The 12,116-nt window shown below is 65.7% G+C and carries 10 protein-coding genes and 2 pseudogenes; 5 read left to right on the forward strand and 7 right to left on the reverse strand.

Annotated elements, in window-relative coordinates:
• Positions 1 to 306: 306 nt before the first annotated feature.
• The 6 genes from PJ259_RS15635 to glyA form a co-directional block, all read right to left on the reverse strand.
• Positions 307 to 1,164 (reverse strand): formyltetrahydrofolate deformylase, encoded by an 858-nt coding sequence (locus PJ259_RS15635; RefSeq protein WP_059316707.1) that lies wholly within the window; start codon positions 1,162 to 1,164, stop codon positions 307 to 309.
• 100 nt (positions 1,165 to 1,264) lie between these two features.
• Positions 1,265 to 1,894, reverse strand: a complete 630-nt coding sequence (locus PJ259_RS15640) for a sarcosine oxidase subunit gamma (protein ID WP_271653421.1) — start codon at positions 1,892 to 1,894, stop codon at positions 1,265 to 1,267.
• A 15-nt stretch (positions 1,895 to 1,909) separates the two neighbouring features.
• Positions 1,910 to 4,930 carry a sarcosine oxidase subunit alpha gene (locus tag PJ259_RS15645; RefSeq protein ID WP_059316709.1) on the reverse strand — a complete coding sequence of 1,007 codons (3,021 nt, stop codon included), beginning with the start codon at positions 4,928 to 4,930 and terminating at the stop codon, positions 1,910 to 1,912.
• Complete coding sequence (locus PJ259_RS15650) at positions 4,927 to 5,226, reverse strand: sarcosine oxidase subunit delta (RefSeq protein WP_059316710.1); 300 nt, start codon at positions 5,224 to 5,226, stop codon at positions 4,927 to 4,929. The genes PJ259_RS15645 and PJ259_RS15650 overlap by 4 nt, the downstream gene beginning before the upstream one ends.
• A gap of 11 nt (positions 5,227 to 5,237) precedes the next feature.
• Positions 5,238 to 6,488 (reverse strand): sarcosine oxidase subunit beta family protein, encoded by a 1,251-nt coding sequence (locus PJ259_RS15655; protein WP_059316711.1) that lies wholly within the window; start codon positions 6,486 to 6,488, stop codon positions 5,238 to 5,240.
• Between the two features lie 79 nt (positions 6,489 to 6,567).
• A complete protein-coding gene (gene glyA / locus PJ259_RS15660) occupies positions 6,568 to 7,821 on the reverse strand; it encodes a serine hydroxymethyltransferase (RefSeq protein ID WP_059316712.1) in 1,254 nt (417 codons plus the stop codon).
• Between the two features lie 216 nt (positions 7,822 to 8,037).
• Here glyA and PJ259_RS22990 point away from each other — a divergent pair.
• The 3 genes and pseudogenes from PJ259_RS22990 to PJ259_RS15670 form a co-directional block, all read left to right on the forward strand.
• Positions 8,038 to 8,808, forward strand: a pseudogene (locus tag PJ259_RS22990) (PAS domain-containing protein); the annotation flags it as partial.
• Between the two features lie 111 nt (positions 8,809 to 8,919).
• Positions 8,920 to 9,396 (forward strand): annotated as a pseudogene (locus PJ259_RS22995) (methyl-accepting chemotaxis protein); the annotation flags it as partial.
• A 93-nt stretch (positions 9,397 to 9,489) separates the two neighbouring features.
• The gene (locus PJ259_RS15670; protein ID WP_271653423.1) at positions 9,490 to 9,918 is read left to right on the forward strand and encodes a universal stress protein; all 429 of its coding nucleotides are present in this window, start codon (positions 9,490 to 9,492) and stop codon (positions 9,916 to 9,918) included.
• 58 nt (positions 9,919 to 9,976) lie between these two features.
• On the opposite strand, the gene PJ259_RS15675 is transcribed toward PJ259_RS15670, so the two are convergent.
• A complete protein-coding gene (locus PJ259_RS15675) occupies positions 9,977 to 10,756 on the reverse strand; it encodes an exodeoxyribonuclease III (protein WP_007160046.1) in 780 nt (259 codons plus the stop codon).
• Positions 10,757 to 10,836: 80 nt separating this feature from the next.
• Here PJ259_RS15675 and pyrE point away from each other — a divergent pair, with 80 nt between their 5' ends.
• Positions 10,837 to 11,478 carry an orotate phosphoribosyltransferase gene (pyrE, locus tag PJ259_RS15680; protein ID WP_059316715.1) on the forward strand — a complete coding sequence of 214 codons (642 nt, stop codon included), beginning with the start codon at positions 10,837 to 10,839 and terminating at the stop codon, positions 11,476 to 11,478.
• Between the two features lie 24 nt (positions 11,479 to 11,502).
• Positions 11,503 to 12,099: a DUF4124 domain-containing protein gene (locus tag PJ259_RS15685; RefSeq protein WP_271653424.1), complete on the forward strand. Its 597-nt coding sequence runs from the start codon at positions 11,503 to 11,505 to the stop codon at positions 12,097 to 12,099.
• The last annotated feature ends 17 nt before the right edge of the window (positions 12,100 to 12,116 follow it).

The following is a 12,116-nucleotide window of genomic DNA, read 5'->3' on the forward strand; positions in this document are numbered from 1 at the left end:
GCCCCGCCGCCCGCCTCCCCCCTGCGGAGGCGGGTGCGCACCGCCCTCCTGCTCCCTCCGCCGGTAGAGCCAGCCAGGCTCCCTTCCCGGCCTCCTCTCCTCATCCATAGCTACCTCTCTATCCCGGCCATCACCCAGCCTGACGCTGTTCGTCTGGTACGGCCAAAGGACGCGCAAACGTCTCCGGGCAGCACCTGATGGGTGCGCTGCCGAGCTGATAGGAAAGATGATCGAGGTGGCGCAGGACAGGCAGGCTGCGAACGCCTTGGCGATCTCGCAGCCTGCCAGGAGGGATAGCGAGAAGGGTTAGAGCACCACCGTCCGCCCGGCATTGAGGAAGACGCGGCGCTCCAGGTGATAGCCCACCCCGCGCGCCAGGGTCAGGCACTCGATGTCACGGCCGCGGGCCACCAGGTCCTCGGCATAGTGGGCATGGTCCACGGACTCGACGCCCTGGGCGATGATGGGGCCCTCATCGAGGTCGTTGTTGATGTAGTGCGCAGTGGCGCCCACCAGCTTGACGCCCTTGGCGTAGGCCTGGTGATAGGGCCGTGCGCCCTTGAAGCCCGGCAGCAGGGAGTGGTGGATGTTGATCGCCCAGCCATCGAGGCGGCGGCAGAGTTCGGGCGACAGCACCTGCATGTAGCGGGCGAGGATCACCAGCTCGGCGCCCGTTTCCTGCAGCACCTGCCAGACCTTGGCCTCCTGGGCCGGCTTGTCCTGGGGATCCAGGGGGAAATGGTGATAGGGAATGCCGTGCCAGGCCGCCAGGGGCTCCAGGTCGGGGTGGTTGGAGATCACCGCCACCACGTCCATGGGCAACTGGCCGATGCGCTGGCGATAGAGCAGGTCGTTCAGGCAGTGGTCCGCCTTGGAGACCATGATGGCGACCTTGGCCCGATAGGCCGGCGGGGTCAGCTCGAAGGTCATGTCGAAGGGGGTGAAGCGCAGGTCGAGGCCGACGCGGAACAGCCCCTCGTTGAAATCGCCGGGCACCTGGAATTCCACCCGGATGAAGAAGCGCTGGGCTTCGCGATCATCGAAGCTGTGGTGCTGGGTGACATAGCAGCCCTGCTCGAAGAGATAGCGCGTGACCACGTCCACGGTGCCGAGGCGACTCGGGCTCTGGGCGGTGAGAATCCAGGTATCGGGCGTGCGGCTCATGTTGAATTCCTTTGCATAGAGATGAAGCCAAAACCACAAAACCCGACCTGCGCGTCACGCAGGTCGGGTTCGCTAGAACGGGACTGAACGTAGGCCGTGATCAGGCCTCGATGCGCAGTCCGTACTCGGCACTCGCGTCCTGCAGCCACAGCCAGACGTAGTCGGCGAAGCTCCGGCGCACCACCAGCTCCCAGGTGTCCTCCGCGGTGTGGCGGATGATCAGCTGGGACTTGGCGAATACCGTCCCCACTGCCTTGCCTACCGGGAAGTTGTCCGGATGGACATCGTAGGACGTGGACTTCATCAGCACTTCACGCACCTTGGGTCCCTTGAACTCGACCAGCGTCTGGCCGCCACCGACGTTGACGATGGCGACGTGGCGCTCGCCCAGAGCCTGGCGCAGCGCCTGCTCGGTGGCGAATTCGCTGCCACCGGGCACGACCAGCAGCCATTCGTCCGGGCCGAGCCACTGCAGCGAGCTCTCGCCCTTCTGGGTGATCGCCAGCGGACCGGGCACTTCCAGGCCGACCACGCTCTGCACGGCGCCGGTGAAGCCTTCGTCATGGGCATCGCCACGGAGCACCAGGTGACCTAGCAGGGCCCGCTCGCGCAGGGTCACCCCGGCGGTGGCCGGGCCCCGTCCGGCGAGCTTGCTCAGCTCGGCATGGAACAGCGGGGATTCGGCGCGCGCCTTGGCGGAGTATTGGTCGTACACATTGATATTGTTCATGGGGCGCTATCCTCGTTAGGCGACGTTCTGCCGCTCACCCTTGGGGTCGTAGAACACCGGCGAGACGATCTCGGCAGCGATGTAGCGGCCGTCGGCCAGAGGGGCGTAGACGGTCTGCCCCATGCGGCCCAGACCACCCTTGACCATGGCCATGGCGAAGCCGTAGCCCAGGGTCGCGCTGTAGTAGCTGGAGGTCACGTGGCCCACCATGTCCATGGGGATCGGCTGGTTGCGTTCGAACACCAGCTGCGTACCCTCCGGCAGGACATCGCGTGCATCCAGCGGCTTGAGGCCGACCAGTTGCTTGCGATTCTCGCGGACGCAGTCCTGGCGATGCATGCCGCGCTTGCCAACGAAGGAGAAGCTCTTGTTCAGGCTGACCGCCCAGCCCATGCCCAGGTCCTGCGGCGTGACCGAACCGTCGGTATCCTGGCCGATGATGATGAAGCCCTTCTCCGCCCGTAGTACGTGCATGGTCTCGGTGCCGTAGGGGGTGAGATCGAACTCCTTGCCCGCGGCGACCACCTGCTCCAGTACGCCCATGGCATAGTTGGCCGGCACGTTGATCTCGTAGGACAGTTCACCGGTGAAGGAGATACGGAACACCCGGGCCGGCACCCCACCCACCTGGCCTTCCTTCCAGGCCATGAAGGGGAAGGCGGCGTTGTCCAGATCGATGTCGGTCAGCTTGGCCAACAGCTTGCGGCTGTTGGGGCCGGACAGGGTCAGGGTCGCCCAGTGGTCGGTGACCGAGGTGAAGTACACCTCCAGCTCCGGCCATTCGGTCTGGTGGTAGAGCTCCAGCCATTCGAAGACGCGTGCGGCGCCGCCAGTGGTGGTGGTCATCAGGAAGTGGTTGTCGCCGAGACAGGCGGTGACGCCGTCGTCGAAGACCATGCCGTCTTCCTTGCACATCAGGCCGTAACGGGCCTTGCCGATGTCCAGCTTGGTCCAGGCGTTGGTGTAGACGCGATTGAGGAACTCGCGCGCATCCTTGCCCTGGATGTCGATCTTGCCCAGGGTGGAGGCGTCGAGCAGACCGACGCTACGGCGCACGGCCAGGCACTCGCGGTTGACCGCGGCGTGCAGGTCCTCGCCCGCCTTGGGGAAGTACCAGGGACGCTTCCACTGGCCGACGTCCTCGAACAGGGCGCCCTGCTTGAGGTGCCAGGCGTGCAGCGCGGTGTAGCGCTTGGGCTCGAACAGGTGGCCGCAATGCCGTCCGGCGATGGCGCCGAAGGTGATGGGCGTGTAGTTCGGGCGGAACATGGTGGTGCCGACTTCCGGGATGGCCTTGCTCTGCACGCGGGCGGCGATGGCCAGGCCGTTGATGTTGCCCAGCTTGCCCTGATCGGTACCGAAGCCCATGGCGGTGTAGCGCTTGACGTGCTCGATGGACTCGAAGCCCTCGCGGCAGGCCAGCTCGATACCAGCGGCGGTCACGTCGTTCTGCAGGTCGACGAACTGCTTGGGAGCCCGCGACGACGGCTTGTCGTGGGGCACCTGGAACAGCGCCAGACTCGGCTCTTCCTGACGGAACTCGGCCTGGGGCAGTTCACCACTGACGACCTTGGCACCGGCTTCAGCCGCTGCGGTGGCGCCAGCTTCGAAACCATCGGCAAGGACGTCACCCAGGGCGAAGACCCCGTTCACTCCACCGGCGCAGACACGCTTCTGCGGGGCCGGGCCGGGTACGAAGGCCTGGATGTCATCGCGCCACAGCGGACGACCGCCCAGGTGCGAGGCCAGGTGGACCACCGGGCTGTAGCCGCCGGAGGTGGCGATCAGGTCGCAGTCGAGCCACTCGCCGCCACCCAGGGTACGGAAGGCGGTCAGGTCGATGGTGGCGATCTTGGCGCCGGTCACGCGGGTGTTGCCGCGGGCTTCGCTCACGGCCGTTCCGCCCATGACGCGCACGCCACGCTTGCGCACTTCCTCGACCCAGGCACCGCGCGGATTGGGACGCGCATCGGCCACGGCCACCACCTGGCGACCGGCTTCGAGCCAGTCCAGCGCCACGCGGTAGGCGTAATCGTTGTTGGTGGACAGCACCAGCCGCTGGCCCGGGGCCACGGCATAGCGGCGGATGTAGGTGGAAACGGCGCCGGCCACCATGTTGCCCGGCAGGTCGTTGTTGCCGTACACCAGCGGCCGCTCGTGGGCGCCGGTCGCCAGTACCACGCGAGTGGCGCGGACACGGTGCAGGCGCTGACGCACCTGGCCATGGGGCGCGCGATCACCCAGGTGATCGGTCAGCCGCTCGTGAATGGTGAGGAAGTTGTGGTCGTGATAGCCGTTGACCGTGGCGCGCGGTAGCAGCACCACGTTGTCCAGGCCCTGCAGTTCGGCGACCGCCTTGGCCGCCCAGTCGGCAGCCGGGGCGCCGTCGAGACGCTCGCGGCTGTCCAGCAGGCTGCCACCGAACTCTTCCTGCTCGTCGGCCAGGATCACCCGGGCACCGCTACGACCGGCGGCCAGGGCCGCAGCCAGACCGGCGGCGCCACCGCCCACCACCAGCACATCGCAGTGCTGGTTGAAGTTGTCATAGGTGTCGGGATCGACCTGAGTCGGCGCACGCCCGAGGCCAGCGGCCTTGCGGATGTACTTCTCGTAGGTCATCCACAGGTTCTGCGGATACATGAAGGTCTTGTAGTAGAACCCGGGCGGCATCATCTTGCCGCCGACCTTGCCGAGAATGCCCATGAGGTCGTTGTTGACGCTCGGCCAGCCATTGGTGCTGGCGGAGACCAGGCCCTGGTACAGCGCCTGCTGGGTAGCCCGCACGTTGGGCACCTGGGTGGCCTCGGTGGCGCCGATCTGCATGATGGCGTTGGGCTCTTCGGCACCGGCGGCGACGATGCCGCGGGGGCGGGAGTACTTGAAGCTGCGACCGATCACGTCCACGCCGTTGGCCAGCAGCGCCGAGGCCAGGGTGTCACCCTTGAAGCCCTGGTAGGTCTGACCGTTGAAGGTGAAGGTGATGGCCTGGCTGCGGTCCAGGCGACCGCCCTGGGTGAGTCGATGGACCTGGCTCATTTGCGCTCTCCTCGCTCGGCGGTGAAGCGGGGCTGCTCGCCGATCGGATAGGTTTCGAGAATTTCGTAGGTCTCGGTGTTACGGGTCGCGTTGAAGTACTGGCGGCAACCCGACGCGTGGACCCACAGCTCGTGACGCAGACCGCGCGGATTGTCACGGAAGAACATGTAATCGCCCCACTCCGCGTCGCTGCAGGCCTCGGGATCCAGCGGACGCGGGATGTGCGCCTCGCCAGCGGCGTGGAATTCTTCTTCGGAGCGCAATTCCCCGCAGTGGGGGCAATGGATGTACAACATGCTCGGGCTCCTTAGTGCGCGACGGCCGCTGCGCCGTGTTCGTCGATCAGCGCGCCAGTGTGGAAACGGTCGATGGAGAAAGGCTTGGCCAGCGGATGCATCTCGCCGGAGGCCAGGGACGCCGCGAAGACGTTGCCCGAGCCGGGAGTGGCCTTGAAGCCGCCGGTACCCCAACCGCAGTTGAAGAACAGGTTTTCCACCGGGGTCTTGGAAATGATCGGGCAGGCATCCGGCGAGGTGTCGACGATGCCGCCCCACTGGCGGTTCATGCGTACCCGCGAGAGGATCGGGAACATCTCGACGATGGCCTGCAGGGTGTGCTCGATCACCGGGTAGGAGCCGCGCTGGCCGTAGCCGACCCAGCTGTCGATACCGGCGCCGATCACCAGGTCGCCCTTGTCGGACTGGCTGATGTAGCCGTGTACCGCGTTGGACATGATGACGCTGTCGATGATGGGCTTGATCGGTTCGGAGACCAGCGCCTGCAGCGGGTGGGATTCCAGCGGCAGGCGGAAGCCCGCGAGCTTGGCCATGTGCCCGGAGTTGCCTGCGGTAACCACGCCGACGCGACGGGCGCCGATGAAGCCGCGATTGGTTTCTACGCCGATCACCTTGCCGTCCTGCTTGCGGAAGCCAGTGACTTCGGTCTGCTGGATCAGGTCCACGCCCAGGGCGTCGGCGGCGCGGGCGAAGCCCCAGGCCACGGCGTCGTGACGGGCCACACCACCACGACGCTGCACGGTGGCACCGAAGATCGGGTAGCGGGTGTTCTTGCTGCAGTCCAGATAGGGAATCTCCTCGGCCACCTGGCGGGTGTCGAGCAGCTCGCCGTCTACGCCATTGAGGCGGTTGGCACTGACCCGGCGCTCGGAATCGCGCATGTCCTGCAGGGTGTGGCAGAGGTTGTAGACGCCGCGCTGGGAGAACATGACGTTGTAGTTCAGGTCCTGGGACAGGCCTTCCCACAGCTTCATGGCGTGCTCATAGAGGTGCGCCGACTCGTCCCACAGGTAGTTGGAGCGAACGATGGTGGTGTTGCGTGCGGTGTTGCCGCCGCCCAGCCAGCCTTTCTCGATCACCGCGACGTTCTTCACGCCGAATTGCTTGGCGAGGTAATAGGCGGTAGCCAGACCGTGACCGCCACCACCGACGATGACCACGTCGTATGCCGGCTTGGGCGTCGGAGTGCGCCACATCCGCTGCCAGTTCTCGTGATGGCTCAGGGAGTGCTTGAAGAGGCCGAAGCCGGAATAGCGTTGCATCTGGAGACTCCTGCAGACGACGCCCCTTTCCGCTGAGAGGGAAAGGGGTTGGATAGGGGTTGCGTCAGGATTGCAGCGATTAGCGGTAAACCGGATAGTCGCGGCACAGCGCAGCCACCTGGCGCGCCACCTGGGCTTCCACATCGGCATCGCCGAGGTGGTCGAGGATGTCGCAGATCCAGCCGGCGACGCGCTCGCTTTCGCTGACGCCCAGACCACGGGTGGTCAGGGCCGGGGTGCCGATGCGCAGACCCGAGGTCACGAAGGGCGACTGGGGATCGTTGGGCACGGCGTTCTTGTTCACGGTGATGCAGGCACGACCCAGGGCGGCGTCCGCGTCCTTGCCGGTGATGCCCTGCTTGATCAGGCTGACCAGGAACAGGTGGTTGTCGGTACCGCCGGAGACCACGTCGAAGCCGCGGGCCTTGAACACGCCGGCCATGGCCTGGGCGTTCTTGATCACCTGCTGCTGGTAGGTCTTGAAGCCCGGCTCCAGGGCTTCCTTGAAGCACACGGCCTTGCCGGCGATGACGTGCATCAGCGGGCCACCCTGGGCACCCGGGAACACCGCGGCGCTGAGCTTCTTCTCGATGTCGGCGTTGGCCTTGCACAGGATCAGGCCGCCACGGGGGCCGCGCAGGGTCTTGTGGGTGGTGGTGGTCACCACGTCGGCGAAGGGCACCGGGTTCGGATAGACACCGGCAGCGACCAGACCGGCCACGTGGGCCATGTCGACGAACAGCAGGGCGCCCACGCTATCGGCGATGTCGCGGAAGCGCTGGAAGTCCAGGGTCTTGGAGTAGGCGGAGAAGCCCGCCACGATCATCTTGGGCTTGTGCTCCTCGGCCAGACGCTGGATCTCGTCATAGTCGATCAGCCCGGTGTCGGTGTTGATGCCGTACTGCACGGCGTTGTACAGCTTGCCGGAGGAGCTGACCTTGGCGCCGTGGGTCAGGTGACCGCCATGGGCCAGGCTCATGCCCAGGATGGTGTCGCCGGGCTGCAGCAGCGCCAGGTAGACGGCCGAGTTGGCCTGGGAACCGGAGTGCGGCTGGACGTTGGCGTAGTCGGCGCCGAACAGCTGCTTGGCGCGCTCGATGGCCAGCTGCTCGACCTTGTCGACGTGCTCGCAGCCACCGTAGTAACGCTTGCCCGGATAGCCTTCGGCGTACTTGTTGGTCAGCACGCTGCCCTGGGCTTCCATGACGCGCTGGCTGGTGTAGTTTTCGGATGCGATCAGTTCCAGGTGATGCTCCTGGCGCCGCGCCTCCTCGCCCATGGCGGCGAACAACGCATCATCGTAGCCCTGGATTTGGTCCTGCTTGCTGAACATCGCGGCGCTCCTAAAGTCTGTGGCGGTGAAAACCACCCCCTTGGCCGCGATGGTAGGCCCGGCCCCAGACCCCAAGATGCCTGTTTACGCCCCGGGCCGGCGCGTTTGCGACAGCCGTCCAGACGCCGTGTTCCACCGCTCGCCGGGTCCCGTCAAGTCGGCTCGCTTGGAGCCGATAGGCTGGCTACGTCTTTATCCCAGCCAGCGAGTTCTGCCATGTTCAATGCGCATCTAAAGAAGACCATCGCTCGGCTGGAAGCCGAGGCGAACGCCAACCAGGGCCTGACCCAGGCACTGGAGCGTTCCATGGCGGTGATCGAGTTCGATCTCGACGGCGTGATCCTGCGCGCCAACGACAACTTCTTCCGGCTGACCGGCTACCGGGCCGACGTCCTGATCGGCCAGCATCATCGTCGCCTCTGCCCTCCCGCCGTGGTCCAGAGCCGCGACTACGGCGATTTCTGGGCCCGCCTGAAGCGCGGCGAGTACGTCTCCGGCGCCTTCCAGCGTCTCGACGCCCAGGGCCGTACCCTCTGGCTCGAAGCCAGCTACAACCCGGTCCCCGACGGCGACGGCAAGATCGCCAGGGTGGTGAAATACGCCCTCGACGTCACCGAGCAGGTCGAGCGCGACAGCGAAGCCCAGAGCAAGCTCAAGGCCCTGGACCGCGCCATGGCCCGGATCGAATTCGACCTGGACGGGCGCATCCTGACCGCCAACGACAACTTCCTGGCCACCCTGGGCTACAGCCTGAAGGAGCTCCAGGGCCAGCATCACCGCCTGTTCTGTGAGCCCGACCTGGTCAACAGCAACGAATACGGCGACTTCTGGCGTCGCCTCAACGCCGGCGAATTCTTCCGCGGCCAGTTCAAGCGCCTGGGCAAGCACGGCCGGGTGATCTGGCTCGAAGCGAGTTACAACCCCGTGTACGACGCCACCGGCCGGCTATATAAGGTGGTCAAGTACGCCAGTGACATCAGCGAGCGGGTGGAAAAGCACGAAAGCGACGGCCGCAGTGCCTCGCGGGCCTATCACATCTCCGCGGAGACCGAAAAAGTCGCCGAGCAGGGCACCCGGATCATCCAGGCCGCGGCAGGCGAGATGCGCGAGATCGCACAGAACGTCAGCCAGTCCGCCGAGGTGATCGGCCAGCTGGGCCAGCGCTCCGAGCAGATCACCGCCATCGTCAACACCATCCGCGGCATCGCCGACCAGACCAACCTGCTGGCGCTCAACGCGGCCATCGAGGCCGCCCGCGCCGGCGATCAGGGCCGCGGCTTCGCCGTGGTCGCCGACGAGGTCCGCCAGCTGGCGGGGCGTACCAGCAGCGCCACGGCGGAAATCGCCGAGATGATCGGTCGAATCCTCAGCGAAACCCAGCAGGCCGTCGCCAGCATGGAAAGCACCCAGGGCCGGGCGGTCAAGGGCGTCGAGCTCGCGGATCAGGCCGGTGCGGTGATCGTGCAGATCCGCGATGGTGCCAGCGAGGCCGTGGACGCCGTGAGCATGTTCGCCAGCAAGCTGGACGAATCCGAGGTGGTGTCCAAGACCGCTCGCAACGGGGTGGGTCGCTGATGTCGCCGGCGCTGGCAGCGACTTGATCCGGATCAAGCGCCCCTAGCGTCGGCGGTCTAGCATGAAGGCATACCCCTTTCGTGGAGATGCCCCATGCACAATGTCCTGGTCGCCTACGACGGTTCACCCAGCGCCGACAACGCCCTGCGCTACGTCCTTGAGCTGGTGAAGGCCGGCCTGTCGCTGGATCTGCACCTGCTCAATGTCCAGAACGAGCCGGAAATCTACGGCGCGCCCTTCGATGACCGCATCCTGCGCGAATGGCGGGGCAGCCTGCAGGACAAGGCCGAAGACATTCTGGTCAGGGCGCGCCCGGCCCTGCTGGAAGCCGGTATCGAGGCCCAGACCCATGTGGGCTTCGGCAGCATCGCCGAGACCATCGGCGAAACGGCACGGCGACTGGAGGTGGACACCGTGGTGATGGGCACTCGCGGCCTGGGATCGCTCAGCGGCCTGCTGCTCGGCTCGGTGGCCCACCGCGTGGTGCACCAGGTACCGCTGCCGGTGATCCTGGTGAAATAGGCACCCAACAAAAAACCAGCCCGTGGGCTGGTTTTTTCGTTTCAGGGCACTGGGCGGATCAGATGCTCAGCGTCCAGTCATAGTCGACGATCAGCGGCGCGTGCTCGGAGAAGCGCGGTTGCCGCGGCAGCCGAGCCGAGCGCACGAAGCGGCGCAGCCCCGGAGTGAGGATGTTGTAGTCGAAACGCCAGCCCAGATTTAGGTGCTCCGCCTGGTCGCTATCGGGCCACCAGCTGAACTGGTCGCCTTCGCGGCTCACTTCGCGCAGGGCATCCACATAGCCCATGTTGCCGATCACCTCGTCCATCCAGGCCCGCTCGGGGGCGAGGAAGCCAGGGATCTGCTGGCAGTCGCGCCAGTTCTTCACGTCCTGCTTCTGATGCGCCACATACAGCGAGCCGCAATAGATGTACTCGCGGCGCTTGCGGCGCTGCTTGTTCAGGTAATGGGTGAAGTCGTCCATGAACTTGAATTTCATGTTCAGATCCTCATCACCACGCTTGCCCGAGGGCAACAGCAGGCTGGCGATGCTGACCTTGTCGAAGTCCGCCTGCAGATAGCGGCCGAAGCGATCGCAGGACTCGAAGCCCAGGCCGCTGATCACCGCTTTCGGCTGGACCCGGGTATAGAGCGCGACCCCGCCCTGGGACGGCACTTCGGCGTCGCAGGCATAGAGGATGTAACCCTCCAGCGCATAGGCCGGATCGTCCATGTCATAAGAAGAGGCGCGGGTATCCTGCAAGCAGATCACGTCGGCATTCTGCGCCTTAAGCCAGGGCAACAGGCCCCGCTCCACAGCGTCCTGAATACCATTGACGTTCAAGCTGATGATCCGCATAAATGGCCCCCAAAAAATCGTGGATGTATGATACCCGAGCTAAACCGGTTTAGCTAAATACAAGCCGCGCAAGGACTTATATGCAGGCGTATCAGCGTAATTTCATTCGTTTCGCCATCGAGCGCGGAGTTCTGCGTTTTGGCGAATTCACTCTGAAATCGGGACGCGTCAGCCCCTATTTCTTCAACGCAGGCCTGTTCCACAGCGGTTCGGCGCTGGCCCACCTCGGGCGCTGCTATGCCGATGCGCTGGTCGCGGCCAACCTGCCCTTCGATGTGCTCTTCGGCCCGGCCTACAAAGGCATTCCCCTGGCGGCCGCCACGGCGGTGGCCCTGGTCGAGCACCACGGCCGCGATACGCCCTGGTGTTTCAACCGCAAGGAAGCTAAGGATCACGGCGAAGGCGGCCTGCTGGTGGGCGCACCCCTGACCGGCCGGGCGCTGATCATCGACGACGTCATCACCGCCGGCACCGCCATCCGCGAGGTCATGCAGATCATCGAGGCGCAGGGCGCCAGCGCGGCCGGTGTACTAATCGCCCTGGACCGCCAGGAACGCGGGCGCGGCGAGCTGTCGGCCATCCAGGAAGTCGAGCGTGACTATGGCATCCCGGTGCTGAGTATCGTGGCCCTGGATCAGGTGCTCGAATACCTGGCCGAGGACGCCGAGCTCAAGCGTCACCTGCCTGCCGTCCAGGACTATCGCGCTCAATACGGCATCTAGCCGCCAGCCCCAGGAGAGACGGTCATGCTCGTACGTCGCGCCGCTGCCAGCCTGTTGCTCATCGCCCTGCCGCTGGCCGGCCAGGCGGCCGAGCTGTATCGCTATCTGGACCGTAACGGCACCCTGGTCATCGATCGCCAGGGCGTGCCGCCGGAATACGCTGGCAAGGGCTACGACGTGCTCAACGAGCAGGGCCGGGTGATCCGCAAGGTCGCCCCGGCCCTGCCTGCCGCGGAACTCGACCGCCAGGCGCAAGCGCGCCAGCAGGCGCTGGTCGACGGCCAACTGCGCAAGCTCTACAGCAATGTCGAGGATGTCGACCGCGCCAAGGCGCGCAAGCTGGCGGAGCTGGATGGCCTGATGCAGATCAAGAAGGCCACCCTGGACTCCGTGCGCCAGCAGCAGAGCCAACTGATGGAGCAGGCGGCGGTGTACCAGCGCAATGGCCAGGCACTCCCTGCGGACCTGCAGGCCCGCCTCGACGCCATGGCAACCGATCAGATCCGCCTGCGGGCCGATCTGCAGCGCTACGCCGAGCTGCGCATCAGCACCAGCGCCGCCTTCGATGCCGATCGCGCGCGCATGCAGCGGCTGGAAGCGACCCAGGACACGGACCAGTAAGTCGGCAGACGCAACTC

This window comes from Pseudomonas sp. JBR1, from assembly GCF_028198185.1.
Lineage (GTDB): Bacteria > Pseudomonadota > Gammaproteobacteria > Pseudomonadales > Pseudomonadaceae > Chryseomonas > Chryseomonas oryzihabitans_E.